The organism is Chitinophaga sp. G7 BAM 1005 (assembly GCF_057126945.1).
Genome location: NZ_CP181478.1, coordinates 7,004,485 through 7,026,635, shown reverse-complemented (window position 1 = coordinate 7,026,635; position 22,151 = coordinate 7,004,485). Strand labels below are relative to the sequence as shown.

The window sequence follows — 22,151 nt, the reverse complement described above, 5'->3', positions numbered from 1 at the left end:
AATTCATTTATGAAGAAACTTATACAACTCTTGCTGATACTGGGTTTGGGCATTATACATGCCCAGGCTCAGGCTCAACAAGGAAAGATTAAAGGCCAACTGACTGACTCTACCTCCACGGATGCCATGCCCGCTGCCACGGTTGTATTACTAAACGCAAAAGACTCCAGCGTTGCCACTACCACCATGACAGACAACAAAGGCAACTTTGAACTAACCAACATCGCCGATGGCGCATACCGCCTGTACGTAAGCTTCCTGGGCTATAAACCCATCAACAAATCAATACAGATTAACCAGGACCATAAAGAATTATCTCTCGGCAACATCCCTATGGTGCTTAAAGGAGTAAATCTGAATGCCGTGGAAATACTGGACGAGAAACCACCCATTGTAGTTAAAAAAGACACCCTTGAATTTAATGCCGATGCATTTAAAACCCGCGAAAATGCAGTGGTAGAAGACCTTCTAAAGAAGCTTCCGGGGGTTACTGTAGATAAAGACGGCGCTATTACCGCACAGGGGGAAACCGTTACCCGGGTATTGGTAGATGGCAAACCTTTTTTCGGCAACGATCCCAAACTGGCCACCAAAAACCTTCCGGCCAATATTATTGATAAAGTACAGCTGATAGACAGAAAATCTGACCAGGCACAGTTCACACAAATCGACGACGGGCAAACAGAAAAAACAATCAACATCACCATTAAGAAAGATAAAAAGAAAGGATTGTTTGGCCGCGCTACGGCAGGCTATGGTACCGACGACCGCTATGGCGTATCCCTCAGCTTAAACCGCTTCAGGGAAAACCAGCAGATGTCTTTGCTCGGCGGCGGTAATAACGTAAACAATATGGGCTATACCCAACAAGACGCGATGAGCTTCAGTTCTGCCGGTGGTGGGAGAGGCGGCGGCCGCGGCGGCGGACGTGGTATGCAACAGCTCATGGGCGATGGTAACAACTCCGGTATCACCCGCAACTGGAACACCGGCCTCAACTTCAACCAGGACTTCAGTAAAAACCTGATCGTTAACGGCAGCTACTTTTTTAATGATACCAAAAATAATATAGAACAAAAAACGGCAAAGCAAACATTCAGTACAGATAAACAAGGCAACGCCACCACCAACTACGATAACACCAATTCCACCTCCCAAACAGATAACAGCAACAACCGCTTTTCTGCCAGGGTGGAATATACAATCGACTCCTTTCATTCACTGATCTTTTCACCAACGTATTCCTTTACAAACGGCAACAGCTACAGTGTTACAGACAACCTGTCGCTAAACACCAACAAGGATACCCTGAACCGGGGGCTTACCTACAATGATGGTCAGGGCCACAATGAAAATTATGGCGGCTCACTGCTGTTCCGCAAGCGGTTCAAAAAACCAGGTCGCACACTAAGCCTTAACTTTAATTACAACAACAGTGATAATGACCAGGAGAACTACGTGAAGTCAAGTATCAATTACGTTTCTGCCGACAGTATTGTTAACTTCAATCAGCGCAATCAAATAAATACCAATAGCCGTAATGAAGGGGTGAACCTAACCTATACAGAACCGTTGGGAAGGGACCGTTTCCTGGAAGCAAATTATGGCATCACAAAATACAACAGCACCAGTACCAAATACACCTACGATTATGATGATGCGAAAGGAGAGTACAATATCATGAACGATTCGCTGAGCAATTCTTTTACCAACAGTACATTGAACCAGCAGGCCGGCTTTGCCATACGCACCAACAAGCTGAAATATGATTACTCCATAGGGTTAAATGTGTTGTTTAATAGCCTGGATAATAACACGTATTCCTTCCTTACCGGGAAAGATAGCCTGATCACACAAAACACGGTCAACTTCTCTCCGCAGGCATCTTTTAACTATACCTTTTCCAAAAACAAACGGTTACGAATAAACTACAACGGAAATACACAGCAGCCATCTGTACAACAGCTGGCGCCCGTGCCGGACAACAGTAACCCCTTGTATATCCAGCTGGGTAATCCCGACCTGAAACCATCTTTCACCAATAATCTGAGCGTTAATTACAACTCATTTAACAACATCACCTTCCGGGGTATGTTTGCACGGTTGAACGGCGGCTATACCGTGAATAAAATTATCAATGCTACCACCCTTGATCCTGAAACAGGTAAGCAAACGGTGAGGCCGGTAAACGTAAATGGCAACTACAATATTTCCGGTATGGTGCACAACTCCATTCCTTTATCTAAAACACCAGGACAAAACCTGAACACAGGAACTTCGGTGAGTTATAATAAAGATGTAATTGTAAGCAATGGCATTAACAGCAGTACCAACTCGCTGCAATTGTCACAATCCGCCAACGTAAGTTATATGTACAAGGAGCTGTTTGATATTTCACTGGGCGGCAGCGTTAATTTCAATGCCACCAACTATTCACAGGTCAGCGCAGGCGCAAATGATACCCGCTACCTGGATTACAATATCAATACCGACTTCAACATCAACCTGCCGCTGGGCTTCATGATAGGCAGCGATATTACCTGTACCATGAACCGTGGCCGTCAGGCGGGATACAACCTTACCTCCACCATGTGGAACGCGAACGTTTCAAAATACGTATTCCCGAAAAAACAGGGGATGATCAAGATCCAGGGATTTGATCTGCTAAGGCAATATATCAGCGTATCCCGTACCGTGGCAGATAACTACATCCAGGATGTGCAGAGCAATGTGTTACAACAGTACTTTATGGTGAGCTTCACTTACTTCCTGAATAAGTTTGGAGGTAATACCGGTAAAGGAGAAAGAGGCGGCCGCATGATGGGCTTCCCTCCGGGAGGCGGCCGTGGCGGAATGAGACCAAGAGGCTTCTGAGTTACCTATTTATAGAAAAAGGCCTTATTAATCCTTGCTGATTAATAAGGCCCTTGTTATTTCAATGAATAATTTAAATAGACATCGTTCTTCTGGGAGCCGTTACCCGCTTCAGTATCCAGGAGAGGGTAAAGGTGGGAATAAAATCGGTGCCTGGAAATAACTCTTCCATAAAGTTAAAAACACTACCGAAAGTACCAAGAGTGCCGCCAAACATACGGTAGAAAATGATGGCAGAAATCGGGGCCCAGATAAAGTCACTGACGTCTCCTAATACCGGAACTGCGTAACTGGCGCATCCTAAAAGGTCCATCAGGATGCAGATCCATAAACTGGGAGTATATTTTTTTTCCATATCAACCTCCGCTTTTCAATACTTAAACAAATTACTTACCAAACTCTAAACTAACTGCAAGTTACTATATAAACGCAGGATGAGCGCGGTTGGTTCTACGGAAAAAATAAAATCCGTATTTCCACGCTCTTTTCACCCCAAAAGGCGGCAGGGGCTTGTAAGTAAACATAATTTCGCCTACATTGATGGCAGTTTTAAAGCAAACCTTTTTATGCACCAGGAAAACTCACGCCGCGATATGATTAAGAAAGTGGCCACTATGGCATTCGCATCCACCGCACTATCATCCCTCTCTACCAGGGTATCTGCACACGACCAGGCTGTAGATGAAAAACTAAAAGGCAAAATTAACCATTCGGTATGCGCCTGGTGTTACAATATTCCACTGGATGAACTGTGTAAGGCCGCCAAACAAATAGGCATTCATTCTATCGACCTCGTTGATCCGAAAGATTTCGACATCCTGAAGAAGAATGACATGATCACCGCTATGGTAGCCAGTAACGGACCAGAATGGAATATTGGCAAAGGGTTTAACACCATTGCCCACCACGATAAACTGGAAGAATATTTTAAACATTATATAGATGAAACCGCAAAAGCCGGTTTCACCAACCTGATCTGCTTTTCGGGCAACCGTAATGGTATGAGCGATCAACAGGGCATTGAAAACTGCACCAAAGGTCTGCAACGCATTATCGGCTATGCAGAAAAGAAAAAGGTAACACTGGTAATGGAGCTGCTGAACAGCAAAGTAGATCACCACGACTACCAGTGCGATCATACCGCCTGGGGCGTAGAACTCTGTAAATCATTGGGTTCTCCCAATTTTAAGCTGTTATACGACATTTACCACATGCAGATCATGGAAGGGGATGTAATCCGTAATATCCGCGACCACCACGATTACATTGCGCATTACCACACCGGCGGAGTACCGGGCCGTCATGAAATTGATGAAACCCAGGAGCTGTACTACCCGGCTATTATGAAAGCGATCTACGAAACCGGCTTTAAAGGCCATGTGGCCCAGGAGTTTATTCCTGCCCATAAAGACCAGATCGCATCGCTCCGTCAGGCCATAGGCATCTGTGATCTGGCTTAAATTCATAAATATATCCTACTTTCGCGGACCAGTCTACTAAAACAGTAGGGTATACAACATGAATCAATCTTACAAAAAGCCTTTATCATGGCTGCTCAACGAGTCGGCCAGTGAAAGTAAAGATACCCTCAAACGCACGCTGAATGGCTTTCAGCTGCTGATGCTGGGCCTGGGTGTTATTATCGGCGCGGGATTATTTTCCCTTACAGGACCTGCAGCCGGCAATAACGCCGGGCCGGCAGTTACACTTTCCTTTATAGTGGCCGGTATTGGCTGTGCTTTTGCCGGCCTTTGCTATGCTGAATTTGCCTCCATGATCCCCGTAGCGGGGAGCGCCTACACCTACGCCTATACGACAATGGGGGAGCGGCTTGCCTGGATCATCGGGTGGGACCTGGTGCTTGAATTTTCCGTGGGCGCCGCCACAGTGGCCATCAGCTGGTCTAACTACCTGGTAGCCTTTCTTGCAGGATACAAAATTTACGTTCCCGCGCAGTTTTCGCACTCCCCGTTTGAAACGGTAACGCTGGCAAACGGTGTAACCACCCACGGCTATTTCAATCTTCCTGCAGCATTGGTCATTATCCTCATGTCGGCTATCCTGATGCGCGGCACCAAAGGTTCGGCCATCTGGAACGCAGTGGTGGTGTCGCTCAAAGTGGGCGTAGTACTTGTTTTCATAGCCCTGGGCTGGAAGTATATACAACCAGCTAATCTCACCCCCTATATTCCCAAAAAACACAGGCACCTTTGGAGAATACGGTATATCCGGTATTCTGCGGGGGGCAGGTGTAATCTTCTTTGTATACCTCGGTTTTGATATTGTGAGCACCGCGGCGCAGGAAACCAAAAATCCGCGGCGTAATATGCCTATAGGCATCCTCGGATCACTGGCTGTTTGCACGGTCCTTTTCATTCTGTTTTCCCACGTGCTCACCGGACTGGCGCCCTATAAAGAGTTTAAAAACAGTGCGGCGCCGGTAGCTATTGCCATTGCACACACGCCTTACAAATGGCTGGGCCAAATGATTATCCTGGCCATCATAGTAGGTTATACATCCGTGATCCTGGTGGACCTCTGGGGGCAATCGAGGGTATTTTACAGTATGGCTAAAGATGGACTACTGCCAAAGATCTTTTCGGATGTTCATCCCCGTTACCGTACCCCCTGGAAATCAAATATCCTTTTCTGTGTGTTTGTAAGTTTGTTTGCTGCGCTGGTACCGGTAAGGGTAGTAGGAGAGATGACCAGCATTGGTACCCTGCTGGCGTTTGTGATCGTATGCGCGGGGGTTTGGATCATGCGGTATTCTATGCCGGACGCACCGAGAGCATTTAAAACACCGTGGGTTCCCTTTGTACCGCTGATGGGCATTATCACCTGCGCGGTGATGATGGCTTTCCTGCCCTGGGATACCTGGCTGCGTCTCATCGTATGGATGGCGATAGGTATGGCGATCTATGAATTTTACGGTAAGAAACACAGTAAAGTACGCAACCAGCTGAAAAGCTAATATTTCCAGTCCTGCCGCAACACGCCCATTACCACCATATCCACATACTGCCCATGCAGTTTGGCGCTGTGACGCAGGGTTCCTTCTCTGGCAAATCCCAGTCTGATTGGGATTTGCCCGCTACGTTCGTTTTGCAGCACAAAGCGGATCTCTATTTTATTCAGGTGAAGTTTTTTGAAGGCAAAGGAAATGAGTCCTTTGCACGCAGCGGTAGCAATGCCCTTCCGCTGAAAAGCTTCTCCTATCCAATAACCTATTTCTGCTTTCTGCAACTGATGATCCCATCCATGAAGATCAATAACCCCGCAAAACTCCTCTTTGTACCATACGCCCAGTGCGATGGCTTCCTGCTCTTCGGCTTTGCGCAACATCAGCTGTATAAAACGGAGAGAATGTTCTTCGTTGGTATTATAATCTACCCAGGGTAAAAATCTGCGCAGGCTTTTACGCGATACATCCAGTTGTTTATATACCAAAGGGGCATCCTGCACCTGTAGCTGCCGGAGGTATATGTTTTCATTAACGGTTACTTCGAACATAACTGGATTTAAAAGGGCGTTAAACTTACATCGATTTCCCGTAAAATCCAACCTGCGGGCAGTAAATAGCCGCTGACCTTTAGTTTTTATTGTACAAAAACTAAAAGCCCGCGGCTGTTTATTCTCTATTTATTACCGTTTACTGTTTTGCTAACAACTGTTGTTTAGCCATATCTTTTACTACCTGTTGCGCGTATAATACGGCCATTCTTTCCGTTGTTGGCGGGTCGAAAGACTGTGACTGTACAGAGTACAGCATTTGTCCGCTCTTCATATCATACAGGTTACCTTCCCATTGATACTTGGTATTGTAAGTATAGTATCTGGGGGCATACATCCTGGATGACCACATAGAGTAATAAGGCCAGAAACCATAATAGCCGTAAGGAGAATAACTGGGAACAAAGTTTCTTTCCCTGCCTTTATCCAGCATTACGATGGTCATGATCTGGCTTACATCACTACCCTGTAATCGCTTCAACACCTGCTTTTCCGTCATTTTAGCCATGTCGTTGGGGCCATAGGTTTGAAGTGCAGACACGGCATTATATCCCTTTCTTCTCAGTTCCGATACGGTATAATTTTCCATCTGGCTGCGCAGGGTACGGTCTCTCTGAGGTACCAGCGCCATTACCATTATTTTGTTGTTCTTTTGCAGTTGCTGTGCATCATTGGAACGCCAGGAAGACGTTACTTTGGTGCTTGAACAGGCAGCCATGACGATCATTGCAAATCCAGCCATGATAAGACCCAGCTTTTTCATACTCCCTCCTTTAGTTTGATTAGTTAGTTTGTATCTGTTAGACGCAGAACAAGACGATTTGTAACATGTACACGATAGTTTTAACAAATCTTTGAGACTTGTTAATAATTTGCTAATGAATAGTTTATGCACAGCGGAGGTTGTCTTACTCAGGATTACGCTGATTTTGCTGATTAGCTTTTTTGTGATTGGGGGAGAATTTAGCGGAGGTTGTCTTGCCCTGGATTACGCTGATTTTGCTGATTAGTTTATTTTGATTTTTAGAAGGGTTTGGGGAGATGAGGGCACTGGCCGGATTTTTTAATTCGGTATCCGGGATTTTCTGTGGAATATTGGTATATTTTTAGCCTTTTGCGGGATTTCCGGAAAATTCAGTGACTTTAAGAGGCTTTCTCCATCGCTATTCCTTGAATAATTTAAAAAGATGAGCTGCGTTCAATTGCAAGAATTTATTGAATGCCGTTCACTCACTTTCACCAGTATATTAGCGTACTGTTTCACTTATACGGTAGTATTGTGTGCAACGCCCAATGTTTTTTCGTCTGTAAAGCCCTATGGTAAACGATCCTGGCATCAAGTCCACGTCACCTCCACCTCACCTCCGGGTTATCTGCATGTATTTAGTATATGCTAAGCACATACTAAGTATAAATGAAGCAATTTACAGTCCATCTTTAAGCAATCTTTATTCACCCCCTGTTATCCTCACCAATCTCCCCAAATCACAAAAAGCTAATCAATAAAATCAGCGTAATCCTGAGTAAGACAACCTCCGCTGCATTTATCAATAGTTAATCACCTGTTCTTCGATAGCGGCAGGCAGTTCTCTGAATTTGTATAATTGTGTGCGCAACTGTGGTTCAAAACCAGCCTCGCGGATCGCCTCCTGCATAGACAGGTAGGTGAAACGATGTGGCGCTCCAGCGGCGCTTACCACATTTTCCTCGATCATGATAGAACCAAAATCGTTGGCGCCGGCGTGCAGGCAAAGCTGCGCCACCTGTTTACCCACGGTTAACCACGATGCCTGGATGTTTTTAATATTCGGCAGCATGATGCGGCTCATGGCAATCATACGGATATATTCTTCTGCGGTGGTCATGTTGTGTACGCCACGGATCCTTGCCAACAGGGTATCCACATCCTGGAATGTCCAGGGGATAAAGGCAGTAAAGCCATAATTCCCTTCCGGCTTTTCACTTTGTACCTGCCGGATATCCACCAGGTGTTCAAAACGTTCCAGCACGGTTTCCACGTGACCAAACATCATGGTAGCTGAAGAGGCAATGTTCAGTTTGTGCGCTGCACGCATTACATCCAGCCACTCCTGCGCACCGCATTTTCCCTTCGAGATGAGGCGGCGTACGCGATCGTTCAGGATCTCAGCGCCCGCGCCCGGAAGGCTGTCCATACCCGCTTCCTGCAGGGCGCGGAGCACTTCTATATGCGTACTTTTTTCCAGTTTGGTGATATGTGCTACTTCGGGGGGGCCGAGGGTATGTAATCTTAATGCAGGATATAACTGTTTCAGTTCCCTGAAGAGATCTACGTAAAAGCTGAGGCCCAGTTCGGGGTGATGTCCGCCCTGTAAAAGCAGCTGGTCGCCGCCATACTTAAGGGTTTCCTCGATCTTCTTTTTGTACTCTTCAATTGGCGTAATATAAGCCTCTTTATGGCCGGGAATGCGGTAAAAGTTACAAAACTTGCAGTTGGCCGTGCATACATTGGTGGTATTTACGTTTCTGTCTATCTGCCAGGTTACCTTTCCATGTGGAACCTGCTGCTTACGTAACTCATTGGCTATTTCCATCAATTCTGCCAGTGGAGCATTTTCAAACAGGTAAACGCCCTCTGCTGCTGTCAGAAACTCAAAGTTCTGCGCCTTTTTGTATAAATCCTGAAGTTCCATATGCTATGTTTCTAACCCTGAATAACTTTGACAAAGGTAGTATTTAGGCAATTAACCGCCTGTAATAAAAATATTTTATACGAACACTATTTAATGTTAAATTTATAGCAATACACATCCCCTGCATCAACCAAGTATGCTTAGACCAATTCTGTTACACGTTATGCTGCTGCTGGCAGCCGCCGGTACACCGATGAGCACCCAAGCCGGAAATGCCACGTTCGACAACGATAGTACAAGCGAAGCTATGCTGCTCACGCGCTTCCACTTCAAACAATACTATGGGGGAGTAGTAGTGATCCAGGCATTGGTCAGCAATTATCCTGATACCCTGCAGTTTATCCTCGATACTGGCAGTGCAGGCATTTCACTGGATACTTCCACCTGCGTGCGACTGGGAATAAGCATGGAACCATCAGACCGGATCATTAAAGGTCTTGGCAGCTCCAAGCCCGTATCTTTTGCGCGGCGTCACTCCCTGAAGCTCCCGGGGTTAAAGGTCGACAGCCTCGACTTTCACATCAACGACTATGAGCTGATCAGCCAGGTGTATGGCATACAGATAGATGGCATCATTGGCTATAGCTTGCTGAGCCGGTATATTGTGACAATAGATTATGATACCGAAGAAATTATTATTTATTCCAAAGGAAGATATACTTATCCCAAAGGTGGTCAACTATTGCGACCATCTCTTACACAGATTCCGCTGATATCAGCCCCCCTGAAGAACTCCGTACGCACCATCACCAACCGCTATTATTTCGATACCGGCGCCGGTATGTGCCTGTTGCTGTCGTCCCAGTTTGTAAACGACAGCAGCGTATTACAGGGCAAAAGACGCCGCACCAAAAAGATCATACAAACGGAAGCCCAGGGCCTCGGAGGAAAGATGACCATGTCGCTCACCACCGTAAATGAATTCCGTATCGGCAACTACAGTTTCCGGAATGTGCCCACTTATGTGTTCGATGATAAAAGTAACGTTACCGCTTATCCTTTTCTTGGCGGAATGATAGGGAACGATTTGCTCCGCCGTTTCAACATCACACTCAACTACGGCAAAAAGGAAATATACATGCTGCCCAACACGCATTTCCGTGATATGTTCGATTATTCCTACACCGGCTTGATCATTTACCTGATCAACGGAAGGGTGGAAGTAACCGATATCATCAAAGGATCGCCGGCAGAAAAAGCAGGCTTCCGGACAGGCGATATTATCATGGGCATCAACAATAACCTGGGCCCAAACCTCCCGCTGTTCCGCGAATTACTGAAAAACATTGGCACCAGGGCTACCTGCCTGGTAAGCCGGGATAAAGAACTCCTCATTAAAAAATTGCCAATAAAAAGTATTCTTTGACGTTATTTGTGTCATGTGGCGCTTTTTATTGACAGTAACCATCGTATTCAGCTATGCCCTAATGCCTGCCCATGCCCAGCGCAGAGGCTCATCAGCAGCAGCAACAGACAATAGCAAACCAGTAGCCGTCATTCCCTTCCAACTGGTAAACCGGCAGGTGATCATCCCTGTTGCCGTTTCCGGGAGTTCAGATACCCTTCATTTTATTTTTGACAGCGGAGCAGAAGTAACCGTGATGAACATCGCCACCGCCGCCAAACTACAGCTGAGAAATGCCGGGAATGCCTTCTTAACCGGCACAAACAATGCAATGGCCAAAACAGAACTGGCTACACTAAATGCCCTCTATCTCAAAGAACTCCGGTTACCTTATGTGAAAGTATACCTGGAAAACCTCAGCAGCCTGGGGCCGGTAGATGGGATCATAGGAATCGCTTTGCTAAAGCTATACATCGCAAAAATAGACTACCGCTCAAAACAGCTCGTACTGTATAAATCCGGGAAAACGCCCGTTGGCAACACCGGCCGGCTGCTGCATTTTCAGCTGAATTTCAGCACACCGGTTATCGATGCATCCATCCAGCTGCCCGATGGCCGCCGGTTACCCGGCCATTATCACATCACCACCGGCGGCGACTATGGCATCCTTTTTAACTGGCCCTATGTGGATAAATACAAACTCAATACCCTGCTCCCCACCATCAATACAGACCGCGTACAGGATATGCTGAAAGTATTGTACTACATCAATAGTTCGGTGCCCTCACTGGAAATAGGCGGCCGCAGCATCCCCAATGTGCCGGTAAGCTACAGCAAGGATATCGACGACCTCGGCGTATTCACAGAAGTAGCCGGCTCCATTGGTTACGATATCTGGAAAGACTACACGCTCACCATTAATTACGATAAAAAGGAACTGTACCTCGAGTAGCTTTTTGTTGCTTTGAGCTGAAAGCTTACCGTAATTCCCTATTTTTACCATATTGACCAATAAAAAGATATGATCCATTATAATAAGTTTACGCTGGCAAACGGACTGAGGGTAATTGTTCACGAAGACCATACTACGCCGATGGCGGTAATAAATGTACTGTATGATGTGGGAGCGAGAGATGAAAATCCGGCACAAACCGGCTTTGCCCACCTGTTTGAACACCTGATGTTTGGCGGATCCATCAATATTCCCTCTTACGATGAACCATTACAAATGGCTGGTGGCGAAAATAACGCCTACACAACCAGCGATCTGACCAACTACTACATTCAACTCCCGGCAGAAAATATTGAAACCGGTTTCTGGCTGGAAAGTGATCGCATGCTCTCCCTGGCCTTTGATGAAAAAAGCCTGGATGTGCAACGCAAAGTAGTATCAGAAGAATTTAAAGAACATTATATCAATAAACCTTATGGAGATGTATGGCATAAAATGCGCGAGCTGTCGTACACTACCCACCCCTATCGCTGGATGACCATCGGTAAAGAATTATCACATATTGAAAATGCTAAACTGGAAGATGTAAAAGCATTTTTCTTTAAGTATTACCGCCCGGTAAATGCTATTCTTTCCGTAGGCGGCAACGTTACGGTAGACCAGGTAAAAGCACTCGCAGAAAAATGGTTCGGCGATATTCCTTCCGGCGAAAAATATCATCGCAACCTGCCGGTTGAACCCGCCCAAACGGCCGCGCATAAACTGGAAGTAAAGGCCAATGTACCACTGGATGCCTTGTATAAATGCTACCACATGTACGCCCGTACCGATAAGCGTTACTACGCAGCTGATCTGATCTCCGACATCCTCGGTGGCGGCAGCTCTTCCCGCTTACACCAGGTGCTGGTAAAAGAAAAGAAACTATTCAGCAATATTGAGTGTTATCATTTTGGCAGTCTCGATGCCGGCCTGCTCACCATAGAAGGCAAGCTGGTAAAAGGCGTAAAGATGAAAGATGCAGAAAAAGCCATCCAGCAGGAACTGGAAAAACTGCAAGAGGAAGTCATTTCAGAAAGAGAACTGCAAAAAGTAAAAAACCGCGTAGAAAGTTTGCTGGCCTTTGAAGACATGAGCCTGCTCAACCGCGCCAATAACCTGGCTTTTTATGAACTGCTGGGCGACGCTGCTCTGATGAACCGCGAATTTGAAAATTATGAAGTAGTAACCGCAGCAGAAATACATGAGGAAGCGAAACTCCTTTTTGATGAGAAGAATTCAAATACCATTTACTATTACGCTGCCAACTAAAGCAGTGACTTGTTTTCGGCCCTCACCCTTTAAATAACTCACGATGAACAGAATTATTGCCCCTCCCATTAAAGATGCGGTGGATTTCGATATAAAACTTAAGCCATATGAACGGTTCAACCTGGACAATGGCATCCCGGTATATGTAATGAAATCTGACGAACAGGAAACATTACAGCTGGAGCTGGTATTTCCTGCAGGCAGCTGGTATGAAAGCGAAAGCCTGGAAGCCGCGGCCACCAACTTTCTCATGAAAAATGGTACCGGCAAACATACATCGCAGCAAATCAATGAAAACATAGATTATTACGGCGCTTACCTGAACCGTAATGCGTACCATGAAAATGCCACCTATACGCTTCATTGCCTCACCAAGCATACAGAGGTACTCCTCCCGGTGCTGCAGGAAGTGATCCTGGACCCTATATTCCCGGAAGAAGAACTGAACCTGTACAAGCAGAACCAGAAACAAAAACTGGCGGTAAACCTCCTTAAATGCGATTTTGTAGGGAACCGTTTTATCGATAAATACCTGTTCGGGGAATTCCATCCATATGGCCGCGTAAGCTCCATGATGGCATATGATGCCCTCCAACCCGAAGGATTGCAGGCGTTTTATAAGAAGCATTATACTTACAACAACTGTAAGATCTTTGTAGCCGGCAACCTGCCAGCCAACATGATCCCGTTGCTGAACCAGTATTTTGGTACCACCCAATGGAACGGGGATACACACCTGGTTAGACTCGACCTGCCAATACAACCGGCGGAAGAAAAAAAGTTCAGGATCTTCAATGATGAAAATGGCGTACAGGGGGCCGTGCGCGTAGCCCGTCATTTTCCCAACCGTTACCATCCCGACTTTCCAAAGATGCTGGTGTTAAACACCATTTTTGGCGGCTACTTTGGTTCCCGCCTGATGAGTAACATCCGGGAAGAAAAAGGTTATACCTACGGCATTTATTCACAGTTGTATAACTTCCGTCAAACCAGTGCGCTGAACATCCAAACGGAGGCTGGCCGCGATGTTTGCGAAGCCACCATCGATGAAATTTACAAGGAGCTGTTACGCCTGCAGAATGAACCTGTTCCGAAAGAAGAACTGGACCTCGTTCGCAACTATATGATCGGTTCCATCCTGGGCGACCTGGACGGCGCTTTCCAGCTGATCCAGCGCTGGAAAAACCTCATCCTGAACGACCTGGATGAAAACTACTTCTACAATAACATCAAAACCATCAAGACCATTACCGCTGAAGAATTGCAGCAGCTGGCGAAACAGTACTTTACGCCGGGCGATTTTTATGAACTGGTAGTGATTTAAAAAGATATGTGCTGACAAAAAAATAAAAGGTTTCCATTAAACGGAAACCTTTTATTTTTGGATAACCTGTATTATCCCAATCCACCGGAAATCAAAGTACCTTAAACACTGTGCTCATGGAACCATTACCTGATTATCTTTCAACAAATAAAGAGCTCTGGAATAAGCGTACAGGCGTTCACGTGGGCTCCGGCTTTTACGACCTGCCCGGCTTTCTTGATGGGAAAAACTCCCTGAAAGAAATAGAATTACGGTTGCTTGAAACGGTACAGGATAAACAGATCCTTCACCTGCAATGCCACTTCGGGCAGGATACCTTGTCTCTTGCCAGGATGGGCGCCACCGTAACAGGAGTGGACCTTTCCGATGCTGCCATTACGATGGCAAATGACCTCGCAGTTCAATCCGGTCTTGAGAAAAAAGCCCGCTTCGTTTGCTGCGATCTCTATAGCGCGCCCAATCACCTGGAAGGTGTTTTTGACACGGTATTCACCTCTTACGGTACTATTGGCTGGCTACCGGACCTTGATAAATGGGCAGCTGTAGTAAACCATTTTCTGAAGCCGGGCGGCTCATTCGTAATGGCGGATTTTCATCCCGTTATATGGATGTTTGACGACAACATTAAAGAGATCATCTACAGCTATTTTAACACCCAAACCATTGTGGAAGAAACAACCGGAACCTACACCGATGGTGGCAGCGATATCCGGCATACTTCCTATTCCTGGAATCATCCGCTGAGTGATATTGTTTCTTCATTAACCGCACAGGGATTGCAGCTCCGGGTATTCCAGGAGTTTGATTATTCTCCCTATAACTGTTTTAATAACACTATTGAAAAAGATGGCCGTTATTATATCCGGGGAATGGAAGGAAAACTGCCAATGGTATATGCTTTTAAATTCTTCAAACCTTTATAACATGAAATCTCTTTTTCTATTTCTTTTACTGGTTACAGGCAGCATAGCCGCCTTTTCACAGTCGCAGTCAGAAATGAATAAACAGGCCGGTCAGGAATATAAAGAGGCCGACAAGAAACTGAATGATATCTACAAGCTGATCCTGAAAGATTATGCCGCCAACAAAGCATTCATTAAAAACCTGAAAGACGCGCAGCGGATCTGGATACAATTCCGTGATGCACAGGTACAGGCGATGTACCCTGCTGCCGCCAAAAGCTATGGCAGTGCATTTCCCATGTGCCGGGCCGGTTACCTCACCGAACTCACAAATCAGCGTACCGAAGCCCTGCGGGTTTGGCTGAACGGGTTGCCACAGGGAGATGTTTGCACCGGCTCTATCGGCGATAAACTGGGCAACCAATAACAAGGATTACTGACATCAGTATATTATTAAATATATTTTGTATATTTGACGATCACACAATACCTATGCGAAACCTGATCATCCTTCTTGCGGTATTCCTGTGTTCGAAAGCGTATTCACAATCACAACACACCGCGCTGGACACACTTGAAATCCGCTACCAGCAATGTCTTGGCGATAGCCACAATACGTATAACTGCGCAGTTACCTACTATAAGCAGCTGGACAGTTTACTGAATACCACCCTCCAGCAGCTCTATTCCAGCCTGAATACCGGGCAGCAGCAAAAGCTGCAGGAAGAACAGCTGGCATGGGAAACAAAGAAAGAAGAATACTTTAAGAGGATAGATGAGCGGGTGGAGAAGATGCATAAACGCACAATGGAAGGATTGGATGATGAAATGATTTCCACCGATAATAAGGCTGCATTCATCAAAGAGAGATTAACTGCCCTTCTCAATATTTGATATTATCTCCGTACAATGATATTCATTGTACGGAGATAATAACGATTAAAGTCTTTCCTGGTGACGCAGCCAGCGCTCCGGCATTTCATTGTTGCTGGCCATCAGGTAGTCGTTATACGCACACGGCACAAATTCGCGGTCGGGTAGCTGCATCCACCAGCGGCCTGTTTTCTTGCTCTTCAGGAAAACCGTTTCTATATCGGAGAAGGCTATATGAAATTCCCAGAAAGCATCGCGGTCGTCCAGCCGGGCTTCTTTATTTTTCACAGCGCGTCCATCCATAAAATACCACATCATCTGGGAAATTTGCCGGGCGGTCAGGTGCTCTTTGTCTTTTTCAGGCCGGTAGCCGTAAATACCAAAAGAGGAGAGGCGGCTGCTCATACCGGCGTACCTGGCCAGGGAGCAGGCTTCTTCACCGCTGAAACCATTGGGCGAAAGCTGGTTGGCCGGCGCATCTGTGTGCCGGATAATATTGATATCAAGACTAAATAAATCTGAGTGGCGCAACACCGGTTCGGCCTCTTCCATATTTTCACGGATGCGGCCAAGACGGTAGCAGTCGAAGCGGAGCTTATCCAGCGTTTCTAACATCCGCGGATGTACGAAATAACTCTGGAAACCGATATGATTGTAATGACGCAGGTAGTTGGGTTGCTCTGTGAGGATGTCCATTAAAAAGCGTTCGCTGCGTATACTGGAGTCTTCTTTCAGGTCGATCAGCGCATCGGCAACAGTGGCTTCAATAATTAATTGCTGCGACGCATAGGCTTTATATTGCGGGTAGGTAAGATCGTGCGAACCGCCCAGGATGATCACGGTTTTATTGGCGGTTAATAATTCTGCGACAACTGTTTTCATGGCAGCATAGGCGTCTGCGAGAAATGCGCCTGGCAGCAGGTTACCAACATCCGCGAGTTTGATATCGCGGTGCCAGTTGTACAAGCGGAAAAATTCGCGGCGAATAGCATCAGGACCGTGGGTATCCGTTTTGCCGGAGTCTCCACCTCTTTCTTCTCCTACACCCAGCAAAATAATATCTGCTGCGTCTATATCCGGATGGTGATCATCTTCGTATGCGTCAATTACACCACCCACCTGGAATGGATCGTATTCCTGGTCATCGTTTAAAAATGCCTTTGAAACAGGATGTAGGAAATCCTGCAGATGCGAAAAATCTGCCATCAGTAAATTGCGTTTATTTGATGGCAAACGTACAACAAGAATTTAAAAAAAAGCAAAACCAGGCAGATAAGAGCAGCAGGTCAAAGCTACTATAACGGGAATTTGTAGAGGTAAGGCTACTAGTTCTTGTGAATAATAAATTCGAAAGGCTTATGCGACTTACGTGAAATTGCTTTTTCCAGCACGGTTCGTTTGCTGGTAATCCGGCTCTTGTTACAATCCATAACTTCCATAACTGCACAGAGATAATCCATCGTCTCAATCAACGAAAGCATTTCGCTGATTTGTCTCACCGCAGATTGGATCTGCTGTTCCGTGTACCTATCTTCATGTAGCAGGATTAATAAATCTCTATCTACAGGTTTCATGAATAAAAAATTTGACTGTTCCCCGAAATATTGTTTGGCCAGGTATCAAAGGATAGTTCAAAAAGATAAGGCAAAAATTGTTTAGTCGTCAGTCGTTGTCAAAGTCGTCGTTGCTATCAAACAGATCGTCTTATTTAGTGCATTCTTTTTTTATTCATGGTAGGACAACCGCAATCGTTTTTCTTAAAAACTTTACACCCTTCCATCACCAGGCATCCGCAAAGAAAAAAGACTACGATCCATTTTATACTTTTCATACTGCTAATTATATACTGGCTATTTTTGAATACCTTCCTTAAGTGTTTACCTTTTCTTAACAATGCCCTTTTGTAATTTAAGCTAAATTCGTAAAAAATATTAAAATATTTGTCCACAATTATTGCGTCCCGAAAAATTTTAATCGTTCCCCTGGATTGGGGCCTTGGACACGCCACCCGGGATATTCCGCTCATCCGTGAAATGCTAAACGCAGGTTGTCAGGTTTTTATTGCAGCAGAAGGCAAACACGCGGCCCTGTTACAGCAGGAATTCCCACAACTGACCATACTTCCACTCCCTGGCTACCGCATTCAATATGCACAAAAAGGGCAGTTTTTCGGACTGAAAATCATCCAGCAAATTCCCAAGATTTTCCGTGCCGTAAACTATGAGCAGAGATGGTTGAAGAAGATAGTCGCTGAGTATCAAATCAATGCAGTTATTTCAGACAACCGCTTTGGTTTATATCATAAAAATATTCCTACTGTTTTCATTACCCATCAACTCCTGATTAAAACGCCTTTTGGCGGTTGGATAGAGCGGACCCTGCAAAAAATAAATTATCGTTTTATTAACAAATACAGCGCCTGCTGGATTCCCGATTTCCCCGGCAGCAACAACCTTTCCGGCGAACTGGCGCATCCCGGCCAATTGCCTGCCCACACCACCTATATCGGTTGCCTGAGCAGGTTTGAACCAAAACCCGGCGTGGAAAAAAAGTACGATCTGCTGGTGCTGATCTCCGGACCCGAGCCACAGCGCTCCAACCTGGAAAAGCTGATCCTGGACCAGGTTAAATCCTTGTCCATCACCGCACTGATCGTAAGCGGGAAGCCCGGCACACCGCAACACGAACAGGTAGCCCCGGGCGTTACGCAAATTAATCACCTCAACGCCAGCGAATTAAACGATGCCATGCTGGCATCAGATATGGTATTGAGCCGCTCCGGGTATACTACCCTGATGGACCTGGCCAAACTGAATAAAAAAGCAATTCTTATCCCTACACCCGGACAATCAGAGCAGGTATACCTGGGCGAATACCTGATGGAGAAGGGGTACTTCTATTCCCTTCCCCAGGAACGCTTTCATCTGAAAACGGCGCTGGACGAAGCATCCCGCTTCCCATTCCGGTCTTTTCACCATGAACAGGATATGAACCAGTACAAACAGGTAGTACAACAGTTTGTACAGTCACTCTGAGGTTATTTAAAAAAAGGGGATGTCTGAAAAATTCAGACATCCCCTTTTTGTTCCATATCCATAAAAAAGACTGCTAAATATTTTTTACCTCCGCACCGGTATAGATCTTTCCTCCCGTAATAGCCACCGGGCGCTTCAGAAATGAATACTCCTGTAATATCAGGCTACGGTAATCATCTTCCGTTAAATTTTTTTCATGTAATCCCATTGGCCGGTACTGCTGCGATCTGCGGCTGAATAAAGATTCATAACTGCCGGAAAGCGCCTTCATTTCATCCAACTGCTCCGGCGTTATTTTGTCCTTCTTGATATCCTGCAAAATAAATCCGCGCTCCTTTGCCTTCGTTTCTTCCAGAATTTTCTTACAGGTTCCGCAGGTCGACAAATGATAAATTTTATTCATCCTTTTTTGTTTTTTTTTATTTGTAAAGTTACATCCTCACCGTATATGGTAGTACTATCTTAATTTTGCAGATTCAAATTAAATCTTGTAGGTTTAGCAATGGAAAAGAAATTATTTTTACTGGACGCTATGGCGCTGATCTACAGGGCTTATTACGCCCTGATCAGGAATCCCCGCATCACCAGTGCGGGTCGAAATACCAATGCGCAGTTTGGTTTCACCACTACTTTACTGGACCTCATCAATAAAGAAAAACCTACCCATATAGCCGTTGCCTTTGACACGCACGCGCCTACCGAGCGTCATACCACTTATACTGATTATAAAGCTAATCGTGAAGATGCACCGGAGGATCTGCTGGATGCCTTACCGGACATCAAACGGATCATTGAAGGGTTCAATATCCCTGTGGTAGAACTGGATGGCTATGAAGCGGATGATGTAATCGGTACGCTGGCATGGCAGGCGGCTGATGCAGGCTACACCGTTTATATGGTAACCCCGGATAAAGATTACGGACAACTGGTACGTGATAATATTTTTATCTACAAGCCGCCATACATGGGCAACAAGGAAGAGATCATGGGGCCAAAGGAAGTGTGCGAAAAGTGGCAGATCAAAGATGTACACCAGGTAATTGATATCCTCGGCCTCATGGGTGATGCAGTGGATAATATCCCCGGTATTGCCGGCATCGGCGAAAAAACGGCGATGAAACTCCTGGCTCAATATCACACCCTCGAAAATGTGCTGGATAACGCCGATACCATTGGTGGTAAAATGGGAGAGAAGATCAAAGCGGGTCGTGAAAATGCCCTGCTGTCCAAAGAACTGGCTACTATCATCACAGATGTACCGGTTACCTTCCATGAAGAAAATTTCTGTATCAAAGATTGTGATAAAGGAAAGCTCACCGACATTTTCATGGAGCTGGAATTTAAAACACTGGGTAAAAGAATACTGGGAGATGGTTTTGCCGGTAGCGCCAGTGTGGAGGCTAAAGCGCGGGTGGTACAAACAGATCTCTTCGGCACTGTTGTTACAGAAGAAGTAACCGTAACCACAGAAACAGTGGAAACCGGCAACATCCTGCTGGCAGATAAAAATATTCACAATACCCCTCATGAATACGAGGTGATCGATACGCTGGAAAAAAGAACCGCTCTCCTTCAACAATTGCTGCAACAATCTGAGGTTTCCTTTGATACAGAAACAACCGGCACCGATGCCAACGACGCGGAAATTGTAGGCATGAGTTTTTCCTTCAAAAAAGGCGCTGCATACTACATTCCCATGCCGGCAGATAACACCGCCGCCCGCGCCATCATTCATGAATTTACACCACTGTTCCAGCACCCGTCCATTGTGCTCATCGGTCAGAATATCAAGTATGATATGCTGATCCTGAAATGGTACGGTATGGAAATTACCACCGCCCTGTTTGATACTATGCTGGCCCATTACCTGATTGAGCCGGAAGGCCGCAGGAGCATGGATGTGCTGAGCGCCCAATACCTCCAGTATGAACCTGTTTCCATAGAATCGCTGATCGGTAAAAAAGGAAAAGGACAGGGCAGCATGCGGGATGTGGAGATAGAAAAGATCAAAGAATATGCTGCGGAAGATGCCGACATCACATTGCAGCTGAAAGAAAAATTTGCGTCGATGCTGCCTGAAAAGGCCGTGGACAAAGTATTCTACGATATTGAAAACCCGCTGGTGAAAGTTCTGGCCGACATGGAATACGAAGGCATTGCCCTCGATACAATGGCGCTGACCGACTATTCAAAAGAACTGGAAATAGAAATTAAACGGGCGGAAGAAAGTGTATACGAACAGGCAGGCGTACGTTTCAAACTGGCCTCGCCAAAGCAACTGGGAGAAGTGCTGTTTGAAAAATTACAGCTGGACCCCAAAGCAAAGAAAACACGTACCGGCCAGTATGCCACCGGTGAAGATGTGCTGCAAAAGCTTTCCAACAAACATAAAATAGTAGAGGACATTCTCATTTTCAGGGAGCTGAGTAAACTGAAATCTACCTACGTAGATTCGTTGCCGTTATTGCTGAATAAACGCACCAACCGGATACACACTTCCTATAATCAGGCGGTGGCGGTAACCGGTCGTTTAAGTTCCAATAACCCCAACCTTCAGAATATTCCTATCCGCACAGACAGGGGCCGCGAAATAAGGAAAGCCTTTATTCCGCGCAATGAGGAGTTTGTGTTATTGTCGGCCGATTATTCGCAGATCGAGTTGCGCATTATTGCCGCCATCAGTGAAGACAAAGAAATGATGGCCGCCTTTCAGCAGGGAATAGATATCCACGCTGCTACTGCGGCGAAGGTGTATAACGTACCCCTGGAAGAGGTTACGTCCGATATGCGCCGCAATTCAAAGAGTGTAAACTTTGGAATCATCTACGGCGTAAGCGCCTTTGGTTTGTCAGAGAACCTGGGCATTCCCCGCAGTGAGGCCAAAATGCTGATTGATAATTATTTTGCCCAGTATCCATCTATCAAAAAATATATGGATGACCAGATAAAATTTGCGTCAGAAAAGGGCTATGTTCAAACCCTGCTGGGTCGTAAACGCTGGTTAAAGGACATCAACTCATCTAACGCGGTGGTACGTGGCTTTGCCGAAAGGAACGCCATTAACATGCCTATTCAGGGCACTGCTGCAGATATGATCAAACTGGCGATGATCGCTATACATAAAGCATTCAAAGAACGAAACCTCAAGTCCCGCATGCTGTTGCAGGTACATGATGAATTGGTTTTTGATGCACATCGTTCTGAACTGGAGATTATTAAACCCCTGATATTAGATCTTATGCGTAATGCCTTGCCGTTGTCGGTTCCCGTTGAAGCGGAAATGGGCACCGGTAATAACTGGCTGGAAGCGCATTAAAATTTTGGCTGTGGCAATTGGCTTTTAGCAGGTAACA

The 22,151-nt window shown here is 45.8% G+C and carries 20 protein-coding genes; 13 read left to right on the top strand and 7 right to left on the bottom strand.

Annotated elements, in window-relative coordinates:
- Positions 1–9: 9 nt before the first annotated feature.
- Complete coding sequence (locus ACMXI2_RS28380; RefSeq protein ID WP_483779251.1) at positions 10–2,874, top strand: outer membrane beta-barrel family protein; 2,865 nt, start codon at positions 10–12, stop codon at positions 2,872–2,874.
- Positions 2,875–2,947: 73 nt separating this feature from the next.
- Here the strand turns inward: ACMXI2_RS28380 and ACMXI2_RS28375 are convergent, their stop codons facing one another.
- Complete coding sequence (locus ACMXI2_RS28375; RefSeq protein WP_483779250.1) at positions 2,948–3,229, bottom strand: hypothetical protein; 282 nt, start codon at positions 3,227–3,229, stop codon at positions 2,948–2,950.
- A gap of 211 nt (positions 3,230–3,440) precedes the next feature.
- On the opposite strand from ACMXI2_RS28375, the gene ACMXI2_RS28370 reads away from it, so the two are divergent.
- The 3 genes from ACMXI2_RS28370 to ACMXI2_RS28360 are packed head-to-tail and all read left to right on the top strand — an operon-like array spanning position 3,441 to position 5,848.
- Positions 3,441–4,334 carry a hydroxypyruvate isomerase family protein gene (locus ACMXI2_RS28370; protein ID WP_483779249.1) on the top strand — a complete coding sequence of 298 codons (894 nt, stop codon included), beginning with the start codon at positions 3,441–3,443 and terminating at the stop codon, positions 4,332–4,334.
- Positions 4,335–4,392: 58 nt separating this feature from the next.
- The gene (locus tag ACMXI2_RS28365; protein WP_483779248.1) at positions 4,393–5,154 is read left to right on the top strand and encodes an amino acid permease; all 762 of its coding nucleotides are present in this window, start codon (positions 4,393–4,395) and stop codon (positions 5,152–5,154) included.
- Positions 5,048–5,848 carry an APC family permease gene (locus ACMXI2_RS28360; RefSeq protein WP_483782420.1) on the top strand — a complete coding sequence of 267 codons (801 nt, stop codon included), beginning with the start codon at positions 5,048–5,050 and terminating at the stop codon, positions 5,846–5,848. Before ACMXI2_RS28365 ends, ACMXI2_RS28360 begins: the two co-directional genes overlap by 107 nt.
- On the opposite strand, the gene ACMXI2_RS28355 is transcribed toward ACMXI2_RS28360, so the two are convergent.
- From ACMXI2_RS28355 to mqnC, 3 genes are all read right to left on the bottom strand, one after another.
- Complete coding sequence (locus tag ACMXI2_RS28355) at positions 5,845–6,387, bottom strand: GNAT family N-acetyltransferase (protein ID WP_483779247.1); 543 nt, start codon at positions 6,385–6,387, stop codon at positions 5,845–5,847. The two genes, ACMXI2_RS28360 and ACMXI2_RS28355, sit on opposite strands and share 4 nt — an antisense overlap.
- Before the next feature lie 139 nt (positions 6,388–6,526).
- Complete coding sequence (locus ACMXI2_RS28350) at positions 6,527–7,150, bottom strand: hypothetical protein (RefSeq protein WP_483779246.1); 624 nt, start codon at positions 7,148–7,150, stop codon at positions 6,527–6,529.
- 784 nt (positions 7,151–7,934) lie between these two features.
- Positions 7,935–9,059 carry a cyclic dehypoxanthinyl futalosine synthase gene (gene mqnC, locus ACMXI2_RS28345; RefSeq protein ID WP_079471524.1) on the bottom strand — a complete coding sequence of 375 codons (1,125 nt, stop codon included), beginning with the start codon at positions 9,057–9,059 and terminating at the stop codon, positions 7,935–7,937.
- A 136-nt stretch (positions 9,060–9,195) separates the two neighbouring features.
- On the opposite strand from mqnC, the gene ACMXI2_RS28340 reads away from it, so the two are divergent.
- From ACMXI2_RS28340 to ACMXI2_RS28310, 7 genes are all read left to right on the top strand, one after another.
- Positions 9,196–10,425, top strand: coding sequence for an aspartyl protease family protein (locus ACMXI2_RS28340; protein WP_483779245.1), 1,230 nt, complete (start codon positions 9,196–9,198; stop codon positions 10,423–10,425).
- Between the two features lie 13 nt (positions 10,426–10,438).
- Entirely contained in the window at positions 10,439–11,356 is a 918-nt protein-coding gene (locus ACMXI2_RS28335; RefSeq protein ID WP_483779244.1) for a retropepsin-like aspartic protease, read from the top strand.
- 69 nt (positions 11,357–11,425) lie between these two features.
- Complete coding sequence (locus ACMXI2_RS28330; protein ID WP_483779243.1) at positions 11,426–12,664, top strand: M16 family metallopeptidase; 1,239 nt, start codon at positions 11,426–11,428, stop codon at positions 12,662–12,664.
- Between the two features lie 43 nt (positions 12,665–12,707).
- On the top strand, positions 12,708–13,988 hold the full coding sequence (locus ACMXI2_RS28325) for a M16 family metallopeptidase (protein WP_483779242.1): 1,281 nt from the start codon (positions 12,708–12,710) through the stop codon (positions 13,986–13,988).
- Positions 13,989–14,104: 116 nt separating this feature from the next.
- On the top strand, positions 14,105–14,911 hold the full coding sequence (locus tag ACMXI2_RS28320; protein ID WP_483779241.1) for a class I SAM-dependent methyltransferase: 807 nt from the start codon (positions 14,105–14,107) through the stop codon (positions 14,909–14,911).
- A 1-nt stretch (position 14,912) separates the two neighbouring features.
- Positions 14,913–15,317, top strand: a complete 405-nt coding sequence (locus ACMXI2_RS28315; RefSeq protein WP_483779240.1) for a lysozyme inhibitor LprI family protein — start codon at positions 14,913–14,915, stop codon at positions 15,315–15,317.
- 65 nt (positions 15,318–15,382) lie between these two features.
- Positions 15,383–15,784, top strand: a complete 402-nt coding sequence (locus ACMXI2_RS28310; RefSeq protein ID WP_483779239.1) for a lysozyme inhibitor LprI family protein — start codon at positions 15,383–15,385, stop codon at positions 15,782–15,784.
- 45 nt (positions 15,785–15,829) lie between these two features.
- Here ACMXI2_RS28310 and ACMXI2_RS28305 read toward each other — a convergent pair whose 3' ends face one another.
- Together ACMXI2_RS28305 and ACMXI2_RS28300 are read right to left on the bottom strand one after the other, a co-directional pair.
- Positions 15,830–16,969 carry a formimidoylglutamase gene (locus ACMXI2_RS28305; protein ID WP_483779238.1) on the bottom strand — a complete coding sequence of 380 codons (1,140 nt, stop codon included), beginning with the start codon at positions 16,967–16,969 and terminating at the stop codon, positions 15,830–15,832.
- Positions 16,970–17,088: 119 nt separating this feature from the next.
- Positions 17,089–17,337: a hypothetical protein gene (locus tag ACMXI2_RS28300; protein ID WP_079471515.1), complete on the bottom strand. Its 249-nt coding sequence runs from the start codon at positions 17,335–17,337 to the stop codon at positions 17,089–17,091.
- A gap of 366 nt (positions 17,338–17,703) precedes the next feature.
- Between ACMXI2_RS28300 and ACMXI2_RS28295 the strand changes: the two genes are divergently transcribed.
- Positions 17,704–18,798, top strand: a complete 1,095-nt coding sequence (locus ACMXI2_RS28295) for a glycosyltransferase (protein WP_483779237.1) — start codon at positions 17,704–17,706, stop codon at positions 18,796–18,798.
- A gap of 73 nt (positions 18,799–18,871) precedes the next feature.
- Here ACMXI2_RS28295 and ACMXI2_RS28290 read toward each other — a convergent pair whose 3' ends face one another.
- On the bottom strand, positions 18,872–19,201 hold the full coding sequence (locus ACMXI2_RS28290) for an arsenate reductase family protein (protein ID WP_483779236.1): 330 nt from the start codon (positions 19,199–19,201) through the stop codon (positions 18,872–18,874).
- A gap of 99 nt (positions 19,202–19,300) precedes the next feature.
- On the opposite strand from ACMXI2_RS28290, the gene polA reads away from it, so the two are divergent.
- Complete coding sequence (polA, locus tag ACMXI2_RS28285) at positions 19,301–22,114, top strand: DNA polymerase I (protein WP_483779234.1); 2,814 nt, start codon at positions 19,301–19,303, stop codon at positions 22,112–22,114.
- The last annotated feature ends 37 nt before the right edge of the window (positions 22,115–22,151 follow it).